This window comes from Streptomyces litmocidini, from assembly GCF_014649755.1.
GTDB lineage: Bacteria > Actinomycetota > Actinomycetes > Streptomycetales > Streptomycetaceae > Streptomyces > Streptomyces litmocidini.
In genome coordinates, this window is the sequence record NZ_BMTQ01000019.1 from 64,359 (window position 1) to 83,757 (window position 19,399).

General features: G+C 73.1%; 14 protein-coding genes. 1 reads left to right on the top strand and 13 read right to left on the bottom strand.

Features of this window, described 5'->3' with window-relative positions; genetic code table 11:
* Nucleotides 1-31 precede the first annotated feature (31 nt).
* From mycP to IE180_RS30850, 9 genes are all read right to left on the bottom strand, one after another.
* On the bottom strand, nt 32-1,264 hold the full coding sequence (mycP, locus tag IE180_RS30810) for a type VII secretion-associated serine protease mycosin (protein ID WP_190160244.1): 1,233 nt from the start codon (nt 1,262-1,264) through the stop codon (nt 32-34).
* Between the two features lie 17 nt (nt 1,265-1,281).
* A complete protein-coding gene (locus IE180_RS30815) occupies nt 1,282-2,733 on the bottom strand; it encodes a WXG100 family type VII secretion target (protein WP_229861061.1) in 1,452 nt (483 codons plus the stop codon).
* A 92-nt stretch (nt 2,734-2,825) separates the two neighbouring features.
* Nucleotides 2,826-3,281, bottom strand: a complete 456-nt coding sequence (locus tag IE180_RS30820; RefSeq protein WP_229861063.1) for a DUF2563 family protein — start codon at nt 3,279-3,281, stop codon at nt 2,826-2,828.
* A gap of 120 nt (nt 3,282-3,401) precedes the next feature.
* A complete protein-coding gene (locus IE180_RS30825) occupies nt 3,402-5,705 on the bottom strand; it encodes a xanthine dehydrogenase family protein molybdopterin-binding subunit (RefSeq protein ID WP_190160246.1) in 2,304 nt (767 codons plus the stop codon).
* The gene (locus IE180_RS30830; protein WP_190160247.1) at nt 5,702-7,198 is read right to left on the bottom strand and encodes a (2Fe-2S)-binding protein; all 1,497 of its coding nucleotides are present in this window, start codon (nt 7,196-7,198) and stop codon (nt 5,702-5,704) included. Before IE180_RS30830 ends, IE180_RS30825 begins: the two co-directional genes overlap by 4 nt.
* Nucleotides 7,195-8,070, bottom strand: a complete 876-nt coding sequence (locus IE180_RS30835) for an FAD binding domain-containing protein (RefSeq protein ID WP_093875856.1) — start codon at nt 8,068-8,070, stop codon at nt 7,195-7,197. The genes IE180_RS30830 and IE180_RS30835 overlap by 4 nt, the downstream gene beginning before the upstream one ends.
* A gap of 224 nt (nt 8,071-8,294) precedes the next feature.
* On the bottom strand, nt 8,295-9,929 hold the full coding sequence (locus IE180_RS30840) for a beta-N-acetylhexosaminidase (RefSeq protein ID WP_190160248.1): 1,635 nt from the start codon (nt 9,927-9,929) through the stop codon (nt 8,295-8,297).
* Nucleotides 9,930-10,215: 286 nt separating this feature from the next.
* Nucleotides 10,216-10,500 (bottom strand): DUF3039 domain-containing protein, encoded by a 285-nt coding sequence (locus IE180_RS30845; protein ID WP_056558193.1) that lies wholly within the window; start codon nt 10,498-10,500, stop codon nt 10,216-10,218.
* A gap of 30 nt (nt 10,501-10,530) precedes the next feature.
* The gene (locus IE180_RS30850) at nt 10,531-11,091 is read right to left on the bottom strand and encodes a YqgE/AlgH family protein (protein WP_190160249.1); all 561 of its coding nucleotides are present in this window, start codon (nt 11,089-11,091) and stop codon (nt 10,531-10,533) included.
* Nucleotides 11,092-11,369: 278 nt separating this feature from the next.
* Here IE180_RS30850 and murA point away from each other — a divergent pair, with 278 nt between their 5' ends.
* Nucleotides 11,370-12,710, top strand: a complete 1,341-nt coding sequence (murA, locus tag IE180_RS30855; RefSeq protein WP_190160250.1) for a UDP-N-acetylglucosamine 1-carboxyvinyltransferase — start codon at nt 11,370-11,372, stop codon at nt 12,708-12,710.
* A 133-nt stretch (nt 12,711-12,843) separates the two neighbouring features.
* On the opposite strand, the gene IE180_RS30860 is transcribed toward murA, so the two are convergent.
* From IE180_RS30860 to IE180_RS30875, 4 genes are all read right to left on the bottom strand, one after another.
* Nucleotides 12,844-13,125: an HU family DNA-binding protein gene (locus IE180_RS30860; RefSeq protein WP_015033921.1), complete on the bottom strand. Its 282-nt coding sequence runs from the start codon at nt 13,123-13,125 to the stop codon at nt 12,844-12,846.
* 383 nt (nt 13,126-13,508) lie between these two features.
* Nucleotides 13,509-14,939, bottom strand: a complete 1,431-nt coding sequence (locus tag IE180_RS30865) for an NAD-dependent malic enzyme (RefSeq protein WP_190160251.1) — start codon at nt 14,937-14,939, stop codon at nt 13,509-13,511.
* A 413-nt stretch (nt 14,940-15,352) separates the two neighbouring features.
* Complete coding sequence (locus IE180_RS30870; protein ID WP_190160252.1) at nt 15,353-17,632, bottom strand: HelD family protein; 2,280 nt, start codon at nt 17,630-17,632, stop codon at nt 15,353-15,355.
* A gap of 587 nt (nt 17,633-18,219) precedes the next feature.
* Nucleotides 18,220-19,356: a uroporphyrinogen-III synthase gene (locus tag IE180_RS30875; protein ID WP_190160253.1), complete on the bottom strand. Its 1,137-nt coding sequence runs from the start codon at nt 19,354-19,356 to the stop codon at nt 18,220-18,222.
* Nucleotides 19,357-19,399 lie beyond the last annotated feature (43 nt).

The following is a 19,399-nucleotide window of genomic DNA, read 5'->3' on the forward strand; positions in this document are numbered from 1 at the left end:
GTTACGGACGGCCGACGGCAGGGGGTCGGGCTCAGCCCCGCCGCGAACGGAGTACGGGTACGGCGACGGCGGCACCGATCAGCACGACGGCACCGATCCCGAGGCCGATCCAGAGGCCGGTGTTGCCGCCGGCGTCGTCGGTTGCGGCGGCCCGGGGGGCCGGGGCGGGGGTGGACTGCGACGGCAGGGGATCCGCGGAAGCGGAGCCGGACGGGGTCGCGGTCGCGGTGTCGGCGAGGTCGTCGATGGGCCGGACGTCGGCGGGGCCGGGGTCGCCCGACGTCTTCAGGGTGCGAAGAGGACGGATGGCGCCGAAGCCGATGTAGTCGCTGCGCTTCTCACCGCCCTTGGGCTTCGCGGCCGTGTCGAGCATGACCTTCAGGACCTGGTTGTTGGTCCAGTCGGGGTGCTTCGACCAGAGGAGCGCCGCGGCGGCCGAGGCCAGGGCGGTGGCGTCACTGGTACCGGACGACTTGCACATGCCCGTGCCGCCGCCGCAGGCGTGCACCATGTCCTTGCCGGGGGCCACCAGGTCGACCTGGGAGCCGTACTGGGACGTCGAGACGTGCTTCGCCTTGTCGTCGACGGCGCCGACACCGACGACACCGGGGGTCGCTGCCGGGTACTCGACCTCATTGCCCCTGTCGGCGGTGTTCCCGGTGGCTGCGAAGACCAACGCCCCCTTGCCCAGGGCGTACTTCACCGCCTCGGTGAGCTGTGTCGAACCTTCCGACGCGCCCTGCGAAATGTTGATGACCTTCGCCCCCGAGTCGGCGGCATAGCGGATGGCCTGCGGCATGACCCTGTTGAATTCCTCGTTGGCCGCCGCCTGACTGACCTTGCCCGTGTCCGCCCCGGGCACACGAACGGGAAGGATCTTGGCTCCCGGCGCCAGTCCGAAGGATCCGCTGCCGCCGTCGCGCGCACCCGTGCCGGCGATGAGGCCGGCCATCCCCGTGCCGTGCCCGGTGTAGTCGGTGTACTCGTCGCCCGGCTTGTCCGTGGCGAAATCCTTGCCCTGGAGGACCTGGCCCCGGAGATCCGGGTTCCCCTTCTCCACACCGCTGTCGAGAACCGCGACGGTGACGCCCTCGCCCGTGCTCAACCGCCAGATCTCCTCCGCGCCCATGGCGTCCAAGTGCCATTGCTGGGCGCGGAAGTTCTCCGCGTGGGCAGGCACGGAAGCGATGCCCACCAGCAGCATCCCCAAGGCGGCCGAGGCGGCGCCCCGGACACTGCTCCGACGAACACTGCTGGTACGCATCTGCTTCCTCGCGCTGATCAGTCGATGACGGGCGGCGCCACGCGGCGGCCCTGCTGCCAGGTCTCCTCGTCCTCGACGAGGTAGTCGGGACGCTCTCCGTTCTGCTCCTCGCGCTCGCCCGGCTTCGCGGCGTTTCCGCGGACGAGGCCCGAGCCGCCGGCCGTGAAGGGCTTCCCGCCGCCCGCGGCACCGGCGCGCTGCGCCTTGCCGCCGACGACTCCGCCGGTCTCGCCGGCGAGACGACGGCCGCCGGTGATGCCGCTCTGGCCGGACGCGCCACCCATGGAGCCGCCCATGCCGTGCGCGCCGCCCATGCCGCGACCCATGCCCGTACGGCCCTGCCCGGCGGGCTCGTTGCCGATGACGGTGCTGCGCGGGATGCCGGTCTGCGGCCGGCCCGTGGTGCTGGGAACCTGGCGGCCGCCGCTGATGCCCTCGCGGGGCGTGCCGGGGCCGGTACGGAGGCCGCCGGTCACCGGGCCGCGGGGGTTGCCGGTGCCGCCGGTGACGGGCGAGGTGGGACCGAAGGGGCCGGGTCCGCCCTTGACGGTCAGCGGAGGCACGCCGGTGGTCACGAACGGAGGCGTGCCTCCGTCCGGCTTCGTGATCGGCGGCGGACCGCCCGGGAGCTGCGTCGTCGGCACGGTGATGTCCGGCTTCGGCGGCGTCTTCACGCTGTCGATGCCCAGGTCCACGGAAGGCTCGGGCCGGATCTCGGGCTTGACGACGTGCGTCGGCCTGGTCGGGTCATCCGCGGGCGGAGCCGTGGGCGCGTCAGGAGTGGTCGGGGTGCCGGGCGGCGGGGTGTGCGTGGTGTGCGTCCCTGTGCTCGTGCCCGTACCTGTGGAGCGGTCGCTGCTCTGCGATGTGGACCCGATGTAGCTGCCCGTGCCGCGATCACCGGTGTAGTCCGGCACGAACGCCCCCGGCGGCGGCGGGAACGTGGGCGGCACCTCGTTCTTCATGCGGAAGCTCGACCACTGGTAGGTGGAGGAGAGGCGTTCCATCTCGGCCGCAGCCGCCTGCTGGTTCTCTCTCTCCTTGGCCTCGATGGCCGCCAGCTCCTCGCTGGGGGACATCTGGTTCCTGGCGTTGCGGGCGATGGTCTGCGCGTCGGGGTCGTTGTGGTACTTCTGCGCCGCCTGCAGGTTCGCCTTGGCCGCCTCGTGCGAGGTGTACCGGGGGATGGCGCTCTGGGCCGAGGCGATGGCGGTCGAGTTGTCCTCCATGCAGACAGCGCCGTGCTCGGCGTAGTCCGAGAGGCTCGTGGTCGTGTTGGCCACGTTGGTGGCCCACTCGACGAACGCCTTTTCGGCCTCGCCCTCCCAGTCCATGTTCCTCATGCTGGCCCGCAGCTCACCGGCGATCTTGGCCATCTGCTGCGAGACGCTCTTCAGTCGCCGCGCCGCTTCGCCCACCTGGAAGCTGCTCGCCTCGTCCAGCCACGCCAGCATCTGCTCGTGCTTCATGGCAGCGAAGTTGGTTCCGCCGCCACCGCCGCCCTCTGCAGGCCTCATTCCTCGCCTCTTCCCCGTGTCCCCGAAATTCTGTCCGCGCCCGACTACTTGAAGGAGCCGTCGCCCTCGGCGGCGTCGTTGCCTCCGGCGCCCGTCTCCTTGTCCGCCTTCTCCTTGGCGTCGTACGTCCGCTGGTGGATCTGGATCATCTTGCGCTTGATGTCGTCGTCCATCTCCTCCATGCCGTTCTTGGAGGCGACGACCGCGATCCCGAGTCCTTCCAGGCAGTCGTTGAGCAGGCCGGAGAGCTCCACCAGCTTGCCGAGGACCTCGTCATAGGCTGCGTAGGCGCTCTGGGCCTCGGCCCAGGCGGCTCCTCCCCCGCCGAACTGCGTGCGGGTGACCGGGTCGGCCTTGAGCTTGCCGGGGCTCGCGTCGGAGCCCTTGAGCTGGGTGATGAGCTCGTCGACACCCTGCTTGAACTTCTGCATGGAGTCGGCGCTGTACTTGACGGCCTGCGTCCGCATCCCGGACGCCATTCCTTCCATCGCAGCAAGCATGCTCGCGCTCCTCCCCCGGTGAACCACCATGCCGTGTACCGCACAAGTCAAAAGTCCACTGTAGTCAGGAACGACGACAGTCCGCACCTCTCAGTTGCACAAGCAACGGACATCACATGGTTACGAATTGGGCACGGCGACCGCCGCCTGGGGGCGGATCGGGAGGCGGTTGACCGGGCGGCCCGTCGCCGCTCGCACGGCTGAGGCCACTGCGGCGGGTGAGGTGACGACGGGGACGGCGCTCGCCGCCTTCGCGCCGAAGGGGGCCACGACGTCGCGTTCCTCGACGAGTTTCACGATGCGAATGTCCGGGGCATCCAGGGATGTCGGGAGTGCGTAGCCCGTGAAGTCGGGGTGGCGGACCAGGCCGCGGGCCGTGCGGAGGTTCTCCGTGAGGGCCGCGCCGACGCCCTGGGTGACGCCCGCCTCGATGCGGGCGGCCAGCTGGGCGGGGTTGAGGACGCGGCCGACGTCCTGGGCGACGGCCATCTCCACCACGCGTACCGCGCCGAGTTCGATGTCGACGTCCACGACCGCGCGGATCGCGCAGAAGGCGAGGCCGACGAAGGCGTCGCCCTGGCCGGACTCGTCGAGGGGTTCGGTGGGGTGGGGGCGGCACTGGGCGGTGGCCCAGAGTTCCTTGCCGTCCATCGCCTCCGTGACCGTGGTCGAGAGGACCCCGTCGTACGAGGTGATCTTGCCGTCCGTGATCTGGAGCAGCTCGGTCGACATGCCGAACTTGTGGGCCAGCGGCTGGAGCAGCTGCGTGCGGACCATCTTCGCGGCGCGTTCGACCGCGCCGCCCGACACCCACGTGTGGCGGCCGTGGGCGGCCGGGCCTGCCGGCGGCTGGTCGGTGTCGACGGGGGCGACGTGCACCTCGTCGACGCCGAGGGTCTCCTGCACGATCTGGCGGGCGAGCGTCGAGAAGCCCGAACCGGTGTCCACCGCCGAGCAGATGACCGTCGCCGTCCCGTCCACGACGCGGACGGTGGCCGTCGAGACCTCGTCGGTGCCCTCGGCGCCCAGCATGTGCACCATGCCGAGCGCGTAGCCCACGCCCCGCCGTACCGCGCCGGGTTCGCCCGCGCCCTCCAGGCCGCCGGGCAGCAGCCAGTCGCCCTCGGGGGTGTCCTTGGGGAGGGCGGGCAGCGGGAAGTCGCGTACGGCGGCGAGGAGTTCGGCCACCGGGGCCGGGCACGTCACCGTCTGGCCCGTCGGCAGGATGTCGCCGGTCGCCATGGCGTTCCGCATGCGCAGCTCGGCCGGGTCCACGCCCAGCTTCGCGGCCAGCTTGTCCATCTGGGCCTCGTACGCCGCGCACACCTGCATCGCGCCCTCGCCCCGCACGTGGCCGGACGGGGGGTTGTTGGTGCGGACGGCCCAGCCCTCCACGAAGGCGTGCGGGACGACGTACGGGCCGCAGGCGAAGGCCACGGCCGCCGCCAGGGACTCGGAGGAGGAGTCGGCGTACGCGCCCGCGTCCAGCAGGATCTGCGCCTCCACCTTCACCAGGCGTCCCTCCGCGTCCGCGTGGTGGCGGTAGCGCAGCAGGGTGGGGTGGCGGTGGGCGTGGCCGAGGAAGGACTCCTCGCGCGTGGCGGTGAGTTTGACCGGGCAGCCAGTGCGCAGCGCGAGGAGGCCCAGCGGGATCTGGAAGCCCGGGTCCTCGCGGTCGCCGGTGGCGCCGGGGACTCCGGTGACGACGAGCTTGACCTGCTCGGGCGGCAGGCCGAAGCAGGCGGCGGCCAGGTCGCGGTCGGTGTGCGGGTCGGTGGAGGCCGTGTAGAGCTCGACGCCCCCGTCGGGACGCGGAACCGCGAGGGCCGCCTCGGCTCCGATCGGCGCCGGGTCCTGGCGGCCGATCCGGTACAGGCCCTCGACGACGACCTCGCCCGTCGCCTCGGGGTCGCCGAAGCGCAGCGGGATGTGCCGGATCAGGTTTCCGTCGGGGTGCAACGCCTCGGCCGCGAAGGCCTTCTCCGGGTCGGTGACGGGTTCGAGGACCTCGTACTCGACGGCGATCGCCGCGGCCGCGAGGCGCGCGGTGTCCGGGTGGTCGGCGGCGACGGCCGCGAGTGCCTCGCCGTGGTGCCGGACCAGGTCGGAGGCGAAGACGGGCCGGTCGGCGACCCTGCGGCCGTACGTCGCCGCGCCGGGGACGTCGGCGGCCGTCACCACGGCCCGTACGCCCGGCATGGCGGTCGCCGCCGTGGTGTCGATCGACACGATCCGCGCGTGGGGGTGCGGCGAGCGCAGGATCGCGGCCCAGAGCAGCCCTTCGGCCCACAGGTCGGAGGCGTACGGGAAGGTGCCCTCGGCCTTCGCCCGTGCCTCGGCCTGCGGGAGGGAGGCGCCGATTCCGCGCGTGGCCTGTTCCTGATCGGGGGTGTCCAGAGCCGCGGTCGTCGCGTCGCTGCTCACGCCATGCCTCCGTCGTGCGGGTGGGGAATCTGGTGCGGGACACGGACCTCGTCGGCCGCTTCGGGCGAGGTCGCCGCGGCGGCCTCGCGTTCGGCGACGACGTCCCGGACGGCGTCGAGCACGCCGCGGTAGCCGGAGCAGCGGCAGAGGTTGCCGGCGAGGGCCTGGCGGGTCTCCAGCTCCGTGGGGGCGTGGTTGCCCTCCAGGAGGTCGTGCACGGTCATGCACATCCCGGGGATGCAGAAGCCGCACTGGACGGTGCCGCACCTGGCCATCGCCCGCTGCACGTCGGAGGGTTCGCCGTCGACCGCGAGGCCCTCGACCGTCCGCACCTCGCTCCCGGCGGCGGTCGCCGCGGGCACCAGGCAGGAGGCGACGAGCCGGCCGTCGACCTGTACGTTGCACGCGCCGCACTCGCCCTGCGAGCAGCCGTCCTTGGCTCCGGCGAGGCCGAGGCGCTCGCGCAGGACGTAGAGCAGCGACTCGCCGATCCAGGAGTCGGTGACGGGGCGGTCGGTGCCGTTGACCCGCAGCGTGTACGAGGTGTGGGGGTGCTCGTCGCTGTCCGTGCTGCCCGTGGTCTCCGTGACGTGCACGCCGTCCGTGGTCACGGGGTCGACGACGACGGTCGGCACGGCGACCGCGGGGGCCGCCCCGTCCGGAGCGGTCTCCGGCACGGCCTCGGGGGCGGGCTCGGTCTCGGGGGCGGTTTCCTCCACGGCCTCCGGCACCGCCTCGTGAGCCGCCCCCGGCTCCTGTGCCGGCGGCTCCTCCGGGAGCGCCCAGGGCGCGGGCGCGCCGCCCGGCAGCGTCACCGGGGCCTCGGCGTAGGGGGCGGGGGGCGCCGGGGCCTCCCCGGGCTCCCCCTGCTCCCCCGGTCCGGCCTGTTCGGCCGGGTCCGGGACGGCGGGGATCTGCCACTGGCCCGTGGAGCCCGGCTCCGCGGCGGGCGCCACGGCCTCGTCGAAGCGCCACTCGGCCGTCGCCTGCGGGTCCTCGACGTGCTCGACGGTGTTCTCGACGTACGCCGGCGGCCGGAAGTGCTGCCCGCCGTGGAGCGAGCCGTCCTGGAACGAACCGTCCTGAGGCGAGCCGCCGTGGAGCGAACCGTCCTGGGGCGAGCCGCCGTGGAGCGGTCCCTCCTGGAACGGCCCGTCCCGGAACGGTCCTTCCCGGAACGAGCCGTCCCCGGGCGTGCCGTCCCGCTCCCCGTACTCGCCCCCCTCGTACCCCTCGAAGTACTGCGTCTGCTGCGCCTCCGTCGGGGCGTGCACCGTCCAGGTGCCCGTCGCCGCGGGGTCCGTCGCCGGGGCGAGCGGCTGGAGCGGGGTGATCATCGGCGGTACGTAGCCGTGGCCCGGCGCCTCCAGGGGGACGCCGTCCAGCATGAAGTCGGGCGGCAGCTGGACGAAGGCGGTCGCGTCGCCGTCGTAGCCCTCGCTCTGCGGGATCGGCTCCCAGCCGCCCGTCTGACCCGTGTGCTCGTCGCTCATGCCAGTGCCCTCCCCAGTGCCCGTCGGGCGAGTGCGGCGACCGTGCGCCGCAGGTGCAGTACGGCCGGCGGCAACTGTTCGTCGCCCGGCGGGTCCGGGATGCAGGCGGCGGCGACGTACTCGCCGAACGCCGCGAGCGCCTCCGGCGCGAGCCCCCGGTCGTTGTCCCAGTCCACCAGCGAGGCGATCCAGCGCTCGGCCTCCAGGGGGCGCAGCGGCATGGGCGCGACGGCGCCGACGGCGCAGCGCACGCCGCGCCGGGCCGGGTCGAGGACGACGGCGACGGAGGCGGTGGCGCGGGCCGGGCCGGTGCGGCCGGTGGCCTTGAGGAAGACCTGGGGGGCGTGGAGGAGCGGGACGCGGACGAAGCCGACGAGCTCGCCGGGGGCGAGCAGGTCGCGGCCCGCGAGGAGGTGGGAGACGGGGATCTCGCGGCTGCCGAGGGGGCCGAGGACGACGAGGTCGGCCTCCAGGGCGGCGAGGACGGGCAGCGAGTCGCCGGTGGGCGCGGCGGTGACGATGTTGCCGCCGAGGGTGCCCGCGTTGCGGATCTGGGGCGGCCCGGCCGCGCGGGAGGCGGCGGCGAGGGCCGGGATGAGGGCGGCGAAGTCGGGGCGGCCCATCCGGGCGTGGGTGAGGCCCGCGCCGAGGAGGGCGTGCCCGTCCTGGTACTGCCAGCCGCGGATCTCGTTGATGCGGCTCAGGCCGACGAGTCCGGCGGGGCGGAGCTGGCCCTTGTTGACGGCCGCCATGAGGTCGGTGCCGCCGGCGACGGGCACGGCGGCCGGCATGGCGGTGAGGGCTGCCACGGCCTCGTCCAGCGAGGCGGGCAGCGTCACGGACTGCGTTGTTTGTGGTGCGTGCGTGGTCAACCCGCTGCCCCTTCCCGGTGTCCCGGTGGTCCCCGACTGTGCCCGGCCGTCGCGCCTGCGTGTGGGCGTACCGTACGTGCTCACAGGCCGGACGTGGCAACTCTGGCACATCTTCCGAGGAGTCCGGTGCGAGGGTCCGCGAAGGACCGTTCGTCCGGGACGTCCCGGGTGTGACGGCGACTTCCGTTTCGCCGCTCCCGGGTGACGGGGGGACAGGGGGTCTCTCACACGTTCGGGGGTGCGCCCTCCAGGGGCCTGCCGGCCACTCCCGGCCGCCGCTGCCAGGGGCGGGGCCCGGTGGGCGGGCGGTGGTCGACGCCGAGGGCTTCCAGGCGCCGGTAGTGGGTGCGCATGCGGCGCTCGAACCCGGCGTGGTCGCGCGCCTCCGGCGCGGGCAGCGCGGACCAGGCGACCTCGGCGAAGGCGGCGAGGCGCGGGAAGACCTGGTAGTCGACGCGGGAGCGGTTCTCCATCACCTCGGTCCAGACGTTGGCCTGGGTTCCCATGATGTGGGCGGCGGCCTCCGCGGAGAGCCCGGGCGGGACGGGTTCGAAGCGGTAGACGTCCGCCAGGGTGCGGACGTGTCCGACGGGCACCGGCTCGTCCTCGCCGGGTGCCTGGCGGTGGTCGAGGTAGACGTGCTGTTCGGGGCACATGACGACGTCGTGGCCTGCTTCGGCGGCGGCGATCCCGCCCGCGTACCCCCGCCAGGACGACACGGCAGCGCCCTCGGCGAGGCCGCCCTCCAGGATCTCGTCCCAGCCGATGAGGCGGCGGCCGCGGGCGGCGAGCCAGCGGTCGAAGTGGCGGATGATCCAGGACTGGAGGCCGTCCTCGTCGCCGACCCCCAGCTCCGCGATGCGGGCCTGGGCGGTCGGGGAGGCCTTCCACTGGTCCTTGGGGCACTCGTCGCCGCCGACGTGGACGAAGGGGGACGGGAAGAGGTCGAGGACCTCCTCGAAGACGCCTTCGTAGAAGCGCAGGACGGCCTCGGTCGGGGCGAGGACGTTGGGGTTGACGCCCCAGGTGTCCCAGACGGTGAGGGCCGCGGTGTCGACGACGTCGGTGTTGCCGAGTTCGGGGTAGGCGGCGATGGCGGCCTGCGCGTGGCCGGGGAGGTCGATCTCGGGGACGACGGTGATGTGCCGCTCGGCGGCGTACGCGACGATCTCGCGGATGTCGTCCTGGGTGTAGAAGCCGCCGTGCGGGGTCTCCGTCCAGAGCGGCGAGGCCCGGTGCCCCCACTTGGTGCGGGCCCGCCAGGCGCCGACCTCGGTGAGCTTCGGATGGCGCTCGATCTCGACGCGCCAGCCCTGGTCGTCGGTGAGGTGGAGGTGGAGGACGTTCAGCTTGTGGGCGGCGAGCAGGTCGAGGTAGCGCAGGACGTCGTCCTTGGGCAGGAAGTGCCGGGCGACGTCGAGGAGCAGCCCGCGCCAGCCGAAGCGGGGGGCGTCCTCGACCGTGGCGTACGGCAGGTCCCAGGTCGCGTTCCGCCGTACGGGTGCCTTGCGGTGCGCGTCGGGGCCGAGGAGCTGGCGGAGAGTCTGGGCGCCCCAGAAGACCCCGGCGGGGCCGCCGCCCTCGATGACGACGGCGGCGTCCGGGTCCTCGGTGGTCAGGCGGTACGCCTCCGGGCCGCGTCCTCCGGCGATCCGCAGCCGGATCGCGTGCGGCCCGGCGCCGTCGGCGAACGGCAGCCCGGTGGCGGCGCCCAGCGCGGTGCGGAGCCAGCGGGCGGCGGCCCCGGTGCCGGGGCCGGCGTCGAGCGTGGTCAGCCCGTCGAGCGGTCGGCGGCCCGGGGCGCCGCTCCGGCACTCGGTGGACGAGGGGGCCGGGATCAGGTCCAGGGGGAAGGTCATCGTGTCGGTCCTCCACCGCCGAATGCACGTGTTGCAGCATGCGCAACGGATGTTTCGCACTGCACAACAGACGTGAGACTAGGCGTGCCCGGGCGGGCCGACAAGAGGTCTCGACCACTTCGCCCGCGCCGCCCGCCGCGCCCCCGCGACGCGAAACGCCGCCGCCCGGCCGCCCCGCGACGCGAAACTCCCCCGCCCGCCCCGTGGCGCGAAACGGCCCCCGCCGCGCGCACCGGAGTGCGCGCGGCGGGGGCCGCGGAAGGGTCGCCCCGACGTCAGGGCCGCGCTACTTGTCCTTGCCGCCCTTGTCCTTGTCGCCGCCGGCGCCCATGGAGTCGTAGATCTCCTTGCACATCGGACAGACCGGGTACTTCTTGGGGTCGCGCCCCGGCACCCAGACCTTTCCGCACAGTGCCACGACGGGCGTGCCGTCGAGGGCGCTCGCCATGATCTTGTCCTTCTGGACGTAATGGGCGTAGCGCTCGTGGTCGCCGTCACCGTGGGACACCTGCGGCGTCGGCTCGACGAGGGTTCCCGTACCTGCCCCGCGCTCGGGCTCGAGAGTGCTCATAACCGCCAAGGGTACTGAAAGCCCGGGGCCTCAGTTGAGGGACGGGTCGTCGGGGTACGTGGCGATCATCGCGAGGTCGCCGCGCTGCCGCCGCAGCACCTGCCGCCAGAGCGTCTCGGGGTGCGGCGAGGAGACGTCGCCGGGCTCCGACTCGACCACGTACCAGGCGCCGTCGTCGAGCTCGGTCTCCAGCTGGCCGGGGCCCCAGCCCGCGTACCCCGCGAAGATCCGCAGCGAGCCGAGGGCCGGTCCGAGCAGCTCGGGCGGGGCCTCCAGGTCGACCAGGCCGATCGCGCCGTACACCCGCCGCCAGCCGAGCGGGCCCTCGTCGCCGGGGATCACCGCCACCCCGAGGGCCGCGTCCAGGGAGACGGGGCCGCCCTGGAAGACGACGCCCGGTTCGCCGGCGAGGGCGGCCCAGGGGGCGAGGATGTCGCCGACGGTGACCGGCGTGGGCCGGTTGAGGACGACGCCGAGCGAGCCCTCGTCGTCGTGGTCGAGCAGCAGGACCACCGCGCGGTCGAAATTCGGATCCGCCAGCGCGGGGGTGGCCACGAGCAGCCGTCCTGTGAGCGAGGACACCTCGGTCATGCGACACATGATCCCGCATCTTCGGCATTCGCGGGGGTTGTCGGGCGGGATGGCGGGAAGGCGGTCCCCACCGCAGTTCAGGACGGACGGGGGCGCGGCGCCGGGCCGCACGGCGAGAACAAACGGACGGTAACACTCCGCAAGATCATGGGAACAGAGGGTGTTGTGCCGAATTCATTACATCTGACAGGCCCCATGGGGCACCCGATCGGGGTCTCATGGGCCCTTACCCTTTTCTCTGGCCACCCGTCGGACCCCACTTTCGGAACGCGAGATTCATGACCGGCACAGACGATGTCCTGCTTGTCCACGGCGGAACCCCGCTGGAGGGCGAGATCCGCGTCCGCGGCGCGAAGAACCTCGTGCCCAAGGCGATGGTCGCCGCCCTGCTCGGCAGCGGCCCCAGCCGCCTGCGCAACGTTCCCGACATCCGTGACGTCCGCGTGGTCCGCGGGCTGCTCCAGCTGCACGGAGTGACGGTCCGCCCGGGCGAGGAGCCCGGCGAGCTCGTCCTCGACCCGACGCACGTCGAGTCCGCGAACGTCGCCGACATCGACGCCCACGCCGGCTCGTCGCGCATCCCGATCCTCTTCTGCGGCCCGCTGCTGCACCGCCTCGGCCACGCCTTCATCCCGGGCCTGGGCGGCTGCGACATCGGCGGCCGGCCCATCGACTTCCACTTCGACGTGCTGCGCCAGTTCGGCGCCACCATCGAGAAGCGGGCCGACGGGCAGTACCTGGAGGCCCCGCAGCGCCTTCGCGGCTGCAAGATCCGCCTCCCGTACCCCTCGGTCGGCTCGACCGAGCAGGTGCTGCTCACGGCGGTCCTCGCGGAGGGCGTCACCGAGCTGTCGAACGCGGCCGTGGAGCCCGAGATCGAGGACCTGATCTGCGTCCTGCAGAAGATGGGCGCGATCATCTCCATGGACACCGACCGGACCATCCGGATCACCGGTGTCGACCGCCTCGACGGCTACACCCACCGGGCGCTGCCGGACCGCCTGGAGGCGGCCTCCTGGGCGTCGGCGGCCCTGGCCACCGAGGGCAACATCTACGTGCGCGGCGCCCAGCAGCGCTCGATGATGACCTTCCTCAACACGTACCGGAAGGTCGGCGGCGCCTTCGAGATCGACGACGAGGGCATCCGCTTCTGGCACCCGGGCGGCTCGCTGGACGCGATCCACCTGGAGACGGACGTGCACCCCGGCTTCCAGACGGACTGGCAGCAGCCGCTGGTCGTGGCCCTCACGCAGGCCTCCGGCCTCTCCATCGTCCACGAGACGGTGTACGAGTCCCGGCTCGGCTTCACCTCCGCGCTGAACCAGATGGGCGCGCACATCCAGCTGTACCGCGAGTGCCTCGGCGGCTCGGACTGCCGCTTCGGCCAGCGGAACTTCCTGCACTCCGCGGTCGTGTCCGGCCCGACGAAGCTCCAGGGCGCCGACCTGGTCATCCCGGACCTGCGCGGCGGCTTCTCGTACCTGATCGCGGCGCTGGCGGCCCAGGGCACCTCCCGGGTCCACGGCATCGACCTGATCAACCGCGGCTACGAGAACTTCATGGAGAAGCTCGTCGAGCTGGGCGCGAAGGTCGAGCTGCCGGGCAGCGCGCTGGTCTGACCGCCTTGCGGGGCCCCGCCGGGCGGCGGGGCCCCGCAAGGCGCCACGGGCCTCCACGGGCCCGTACGCGCACGAACGGAAGGGCGGCCACCCCCTGACAGGGTGGCCGCCCTTCCTGCGCCTACAGGCCGCCTTACTTGCCCTTGGCGGCTTCCTTGAGCTTCGAGCCCGCGGAGACCTTCACGCTGTAGCCGGCCGGGATGTCGATCGGGTCGCCGGTCTGCGGGTTACGAGCGGTGCGAGCGGCACGGTGGGTGCGCTCGAAGGTCAGGAAGCCGGGGATGGTGACCTTCTCGTCACCCTTGGCGACGACCTCACCGACGGTCTCGGCGAGAGCGGCCAGCACGGCGTCGGCGTCCTTGCGGGTCACCTCGGCGCGGTCGGCCAGGGCGGCCACCAGCTCACTGCGGTTCATGTTGTTACTCCCGTGTTCTTCTTGCCTGTGAGGCGTGCCACGCGGCGGAAGCCGCGCGATTGGGTACAGCGAAGCCGATGCTGCCAGGGCCCTCGGACAGTCCCCGGACCCGGGTCAAATGACAGACCCTCGCGCCCAAACACGCATCCTGCCCCCACCAGCGGCGGGAACGCCAATCCGGCACCCCCTCGGGTCACACGAAAAGCGCCGGAGCCCCGTGGTGGTGACGTTGTGTCGACACCACGAAAACCGCGCGGAGCCGAAAAGCCACCCTAAAGGCGGGTTTACGGCTCCGCGAATCGCGACGCGCCGTCAGCGCCGGTCGGCGGGGTGCCGTGGCGCGGCTCGGCGGGGTGCCGTGGCGCCCGTCGGCGACGCGCCCGTCAGCGCCCGCTCGGCGCCGTGCCCGCGCCCGCGGTCTTCGCCGCGGTCCGGACCGCGCCCGCGACCGCGCCCGCGACCTTGTCGTTGAAGACCGACGGGATGATGTAGTTCGGGTTCAGCTCGTCCTCGGTGACGACGTCGGCGAGGGCGGAGGCCGCCGCCAGCATCATCTCCGTGTTGACCGTGCGGGACTGGGCGTCGAGCAGACCGCGGAAGACGCCCGGGAAGACCAGCACGTTGTTGATCTGGTTCGGGAAGTCCGAGCGGCCGGTGGCGACGACGGCGGCCGTCTGCCGGGCGGCGGCCGGGTCGACCTCCGGGTCGGGGTTCGCGAGCGCGAACACGATGGCGCCCTCCGCCATGGCGGCCACGTCCTCCGCGCCCAGCAGGTTCGGGGCCGAGACGCCGATGAAGACGTCCGCGCCGACGACGGCCTGCCTGAGGGTGCCGGTGACGCCCTCGGGGTTGGTGTTGTCGGCGATCCAGCGCAGCGGCGAGTCGGCCGGGGCGTCCACGAGGTCCTCGCGGCCCGCGTGCACGACGCCGTGGATGTCGGCGACGACGGCGTGCTTCACGCCCGCCGCGATCAGCAGCTTGAGGATGGCGGTGCCGGCGGCGCCGGCGCCGGACATGACGACCCGGACGTCGCCGATGCCCTTGCCGACCACGCGCAGCGCGTTGGTGAGGGCGGCGAGGACGACGATCGCGGTGCCGTGCTGGTCGTCGTGGAAGACGGGGATGTCGAGGGCCTCGCGCAGCCGGGCCTCGATCTCGAAGCAGCGGGGCGCGGAGATGTCCTCCAGGTTGATGCCCGCGAAGCCGGGGGCGATCGCCTTGACGATCGCGACGATCTCGTCGGTGTCCTGGGTGTCGAGGCAGATCGGCCAGGCGTCGATGCCGGCGAAGCGCTTGAAGAGGGCCGCCTTGCCCTCCATGACGGGCAGCGAGGCCATGGGGCCGATGTTGCCGAGGCCGAGGACGGCGGAGCCGTCGGTGACGACCGCGACGGAGTTGCGCTTGATGGTGAGGCGGCGCGCGTCCTCGGGGTTCTCGGCGATCGCCATGCACACGCGGGCGACGCCCGGAGTGTAGATCATCGAGAGGTCGTCGCGGTTGCGGATGGGGTGCTTCGACGCCATCTCGATCTTGCCGCCGAGGTGCATGAGGAACGTGCGGTCCGAGACCTTGCCCAGGACGACGCCCTCGATGCCGCGCAGCTGCTCGACGATCTCGTCGGCGTGCGCGGTGGAGGTGGCGGCGATGGTGACGTCGATGCGGAGCTTCTCGTGGCCGGAGGCGGTCACGTCGAGGCCGGTGACGGATCCGCCGTGGGACTCCACCGCCGTGGTGAGCTGGGAGACCGCGGTTCCGCTGGCGGGAACCTCCAGCCGGACCGTCATCGAGTACGAGACGCTGGGCGCCGTTGCCATGGCCGAGTTCCTCTGCTTTCCCTGAGCTTCGTTGCTACGCCGCCCTGGGCTGGTTGCCCTGGCGGCGCCCTCCGATGGTCGCACCTACCTGCCGGTAGCAGGTAATACGGTCATTTTGTTTTCGGAAAGTAGTTTCCACCATACGAGAAGTCGCGGGGAAACAGAAGAGGCCCCCGTCACCGGAGGTGACAGGGGCCTCATCTTTGTACATATGTCTAAGTGGCACCGACCCGCCATGCTCGCCTCGCGGCAAGTGGTCCCTCTGAGGGACGAAGGTTGGGCCCGGGGGCTTGGATCGAGCCGGTGCCACGACAAGGCTAACAAACCACCCTGCTCGGTGATTCCAGCGCCGCAGGTTGACCTGAAATCAGCCCCGCCCGGCGGAACGGACCGACCCCCGCGCCCCTGCCCGCTCAGTCCCGCAGCAGGTCCGGGACCCCGGCCCCGTCCGGCACGTCCCGGTCGCCCGAGAGCACCGTCAGCGCCTGCGTGGACCGGGTCAGCGCCACGTAGAGCACCCGCAGGCCGGCCGGGGACTCGTCCGCGATCTCCGCGGGAGAGACGACCACCGTCGCGTCGTACTCCAGGCCCTTCGCCTCCAGGGAACCGAGCGCCACCACCCGCTCCCCGAGCCCCGCGAGCCAGCCCGCGGCCTCCGCGCGCCGGTTCATGGCGACGACGACACCCACCGTCCCGTCCACCTCACCGAGCAGCCGCTCGGCCTCCAAACGCACGGTTTCGGCCAGATCCGCCCCCTTGCCGAGGGCGACGAAGCGGGGCTCGACCCCCGTCGAGCGGACCGCCCGCGGCGACTCCTTGCCCGGCATGGCGAGCGCGAGGACCTTGGCGGCCAGCTCGGCGATCTCCGCCGGGTTCCGGTAGTTCACGGTGAGCTCGAAACGGCGGCGCGGCCGCGAGCCGAGCGCCTCGTCCCGGGCCTCCGCGGCCTCGTCCGGATCCGACCAGGAGGACTGCGCCGGGTCGCCGACGACCGTCCAGGTCGCGTGCCGGCCCCGCCGCCCCACCATCCGCCACTGCATGGGCGTCAGGTCCTGGGCCTCGTCGACGATCACGTGCGCGTACTCGGTGCGCTCCGCCGCGAGCCGCTCGGCCCGCTCCCGCTGGGTCTCCTCCCTTACGGGCATCAGCTCCTCGAGACCCGTGAGCTGGTCCAGCGGGTCGTACTCCCGCTTCTTGCGGGGCCTGGCCGGGGCGCCGAGCAGCGTGTTCAGCTCGTCGAGGAGGGCGACGTCGTGGACGGACAGCTCCCGGCGGCGCAGCGAGCGCGCGACCCGCCGCACCTCGCCCTGGTTGAGGATCCGGCGGGCCCAGCGGCCCAGCCGCCGCTCGTCGGCCATCGCGTCGAGGACCTGCCGGGGCGTGAGCTCGGGCCACCAGCCGTCGAGGAAGGACAGGAACGAGTCCTCCGTGGACACGTCCTCGTCGAACGACGAGCGCAGCTCGGCGGCGAGCTCGGGGTCGCTGTGCCGGCCGACGGCGCCCGACTTGGCGTACAGCGCGTCGAGGAGCAGCCGGCGGGCACGCGGCCGCAGCAGGTTCACGGGGGCGGTGCCGCCGAGGACGTTGTGCCGGATGCGGCGCAGCTCGTCGGCCTCCAGCTCGAGGCGCCGGCCGAAGGCGACGACGCGCAGCAGCTGCGGGGCGCCGGGGCCCTCCAGGGCTCCCCGGGCGGCCTTCCGCAGCACGTGCACCATGCGGGAGGAACCCTTGACGCGGGCGACGGCCGGATCGTCGTACGCGGTGGCCTCGGCCCCGTCGACGAGCGAACCGACGGCCCGGATCGCCACCTGCCCCTCCTCGCCGAGCGACGGAAGCACGCCCTCGGTGTACGAGACGAGGAGCGGGGTCGGGGAGACGATCAGGATGCCGCCCGCGTACCGCCGCCGGTCCTGGTAGAGCAGGTAGGCGGCACGGTGCAGCGCGACCGCCGTCTTCCCGGTGCCCGGCCCGCCCTCGACGTACGTCACGGAGGCGGCGGGCGCCCGGATGACCAGGTCCTGCTCGGCCTGGATGCTGGAGACGATGTCCCGCATGGTGTGGCTGCGGGCCTGGCCGAGGGCTGCCATCAGGGCCCCGTCGCCGATCACGGGCAGCTCGCGCCCGTCGAGGGTGGCCCGCAGCTCGGGGCGCATCAGGTCGTCCTCGACGCCGAGGACCCGGCGGCCCTTGGACCGGATCACCCTGCGGCGCACGACCCGGCCGGGGTCGACGGGGGTGGACCGGTAGAAGGGCGCGGCGGCGGGCGCGCGCCAGTCGATGACGAGCGGCGCGTAGTCGGAGTCGAGGACCCCGATCCGCCCGATGTGGAGGGTCTCGCCGATGTCGGCGGTGTTGTCGGCGCGCACGGCGTCCTCGGCGGGCTCGACGGAGGTGTACGCGCCGTCGGGGCCCTTCTTCCCGTCCTTCCCGTACAGCAGGTCGATCCGGCCGAAGAGGAAGTCCTCGAACTCGTTGTTGAGCCGGTTGAGGTGGATGCCGGCCCGGAAGACCTGGGCGTCGCGCTCGGCGAGCGCGCCGGGCGTGCCGACCTGGCCCCGCTGGGCGGCGTCGTTCATCAGGAACTCCGCTTCGTGGATCTTCTCCTCCAGACGGCGGTAGACCTGATCCAGATGTTCCTGCTCGACACCGATCTCACGGTCTCTGACCGTGTCCACGGCTTCCTGCGCGGCCACCTAAGGCCCCCTTCTCACGTGCACTGGGCAGCCGTCGAGCGTACGCCACGGGGGGCCACCGTGTCAGGCGCGGGCCCGCTTCCCCCCGACACCCCCACCCGACCCCGCCCATGCCCGGCGGGGCGGCGCCCCTTCCACCACCCACCCGTGTGAACCCGCCGCCCGGGTGAACGGCGCCCCCGCCCACCCGCCGTGTGGGCCCGCACCCGGCGGGCGGAGCCGCTTCCGCCACCCGCCGTGTGGGCCCGCACCCGGGTGGGCGGAGCCGCTTCCGCCACCCGCCGTGTGGGCAATCGTCCCGCAGGGGCGGGACGGGTGGGCACACGGGACGGCGCCCTGAGTGGCGCCTCCGCGTTCCGGGCCCGGACCCGCACCACGTCGTGCGGCGCACGTTCCGGTGCGGGTCAAGGCGCAGCAGCCTCGGGCGCCGACAAGGGGCGCCGTTCCGTTGTGCCCACCCTCCCCCGAGCTCTCGGCTCCGCTCGAGCAGGGGGGACCCCCTTCGCCCCGGCGGAACGACCGCCCACAACGGGGGCTCGAGGGCGCCGGTCCGGCAGGGCGCGCGTCCGCGGCCGGGGACGGCGCGGTCAGCCGTCGTACTTCTCCTCCGGTGGGGCGTCCAGAGCCAACCGGTACCCCCGCTTCACCACCGTCTGGATCAGCTTCGGCGTGCCGAGCGCGGAGCGGAGGCGCGCCATCGCCGTCTCCACGGCGTGCTCGTCCCGCCCCGCCCCCGGCAGCGCCCGGAGGAGGTCGGCGCGGGAGACGACCCAGCCGGGGCGGCGGGTGAGGAGCCCGAGGAGGGCCATCCCGGCGGGTGGGACGGGCCGGAGGCCGCCGTCGACGAGGACGGCGTGCCCGCGGATCTCGACGCGGTGCCCGGCGACCGGCAGGACCCGGGAGCGGGCGGGCAGCTCCCTGCAGAGGAGCTGGACGAGCGGACCGAGCCGGAAGCGTTCGGGCTGGTGGGTGTCGATGCCCTCGGCCTGGAGCGGCAGCGCCGTGACGGGCCCCACGCACACCGCGAGCACGTCGTGCCGGAGGGCCGCGACGAGTTCGTCCCGTACGCCCCGCTCCGCCGCCCGGGAGAAGAGGGAGGCGGCGGCCGGCGCGCTGGTGAAGGTCACGGCGTCGAGGCCGCGGGCGAGGGTCGCGTCGAGGAGCCGGTCGAGGGGGCCGAGGTCCTCGGGGGGCATCCAGCGGTAGACGGGGACGCCGACGACCTCCGCCCCACCGGCCGTCAGGGCCTCCACGAAGCCCGGCAGGGGCTCGCCGTGGAGTTGGAGCGCGATCCGCCGTCCGGCCACGCCTTCGTCGAGGAGCCGGTCGAGGACCTCGGCCATGGATTCGGAGGAGGGCGACCAGGTCTCGGTGAGGCCGGCGGCCCGTACGGCTCCTTTGACCTTGGGTCCGCGGGCGAGGAGTTCGACGTTCCGGAGGACGGCGAGGAGTTCGTCCCCGTGTCCCCAGCCCTCGGCGGCCTCGACCCAGCCCCGGAAGCCGATCGCCGTGGTGGCGACGACGACGTCCGGGGCGTGGTCGATGAGCTCCTTGGTGGCGGCGAGGAGTTCGGTGTCGTCGGCGAGGGGCACGATCCGCAGCGCGGGGCCGTGGACGACGGCCGCACCGCGCCGGCGCAGCAGCGCGATGAGCTCGTCGGCGCGTCGTGCCGCGGTGACGCCGATCGTGAAGCCGGCGAGGGGGCCGTGTTCTTGCTCGTCCATGGGGTCTGAGCCTGACGGGGATGCGTGTCGGTCTGGGTTCGCC

Excerpts from the sequence above, each read along its gene's own strand:
- mycP (WP_190160244.1), bottom strand. The coding sequence starts at position 1,264 with ATGCGTACCAGCAGTGTTCGTCGGAGCAGTGTCCGGGGCGCCGCCTCG.
- IE180_RS30815 (WP_229861061.1), bottom strand. The coding sequence starts at position 2,733 with ATGAAGCACGAGCAGATGCTGGCGTGGCTGGACGAGGCGAGCAGCTTC.
- IE180_RS30820 (WP_229861063.1), bottom strand. The coding sequence starts at position 3,281 with ATGCTTGCTGCGATGGAAGGAATGGCGTCCGGGATGCGGACGCAGGCC.
- IE180_RS30830 (WP_190160247.1), bottom strand. The coding sequence starts at position 7,198 with ATGAGCGACGAGCACACGGGTCAGACGGGCGGCTGGGAGCCGATCCCG.
- IE180_RS30840 (WP_190160248.1), bottom strand. The coding sequence starts at position 9,929 with ATGACCTTCCCCCTGGACCTGATCCCGGCCCCCTCGTCCACCGAGTGC.
- IE180_RS30845 (WP_056558193.1), bottom strand. The coding sequence starts at position 10,500 with ATGAGCACTCTCGAGCCCGAGCGCGGGGCAGGTACGGGAACCCTCGTC.
- IE180_RS30850 (WP_190160249.1), bottom strand. The coding sequence starts at position 11,091 with ATGACCGAGGTGTCCTCGCTCACAGGACGGCTGCTCGTGGCCACCCCC.
- murA (WP_190160250.1), top strand. The coding sequence starts at position 11,370 with ATGACCGGCACAGACGATGTCCTGCTTGTCCACGGCGGAACCCCGCTG.
- IE180_RS30860 (WP_015033921.1), bottom strand. The coding sequence starts at position 13,125 with ATGAACCGCAGTGAGCTGGTGGCCGCCCTGGCCGACCGCGCCGAGGTG.
- IE180_RS30865 (WP_190160251.1), bottom strand. The coding sequence starts at position 14,939 with ATGGCAACGGCGCCCAGCGTCTCGTACTCGATGACGGTCCGGCTGGAG.
- IE180_RS30875 (WP_190160253.1), bottom strand. The coding sequence starts at position 19,356 with ATGGACGAGCAAGAACACGGCCCCCTCGCCGGCTTCACGATCGGCGTC.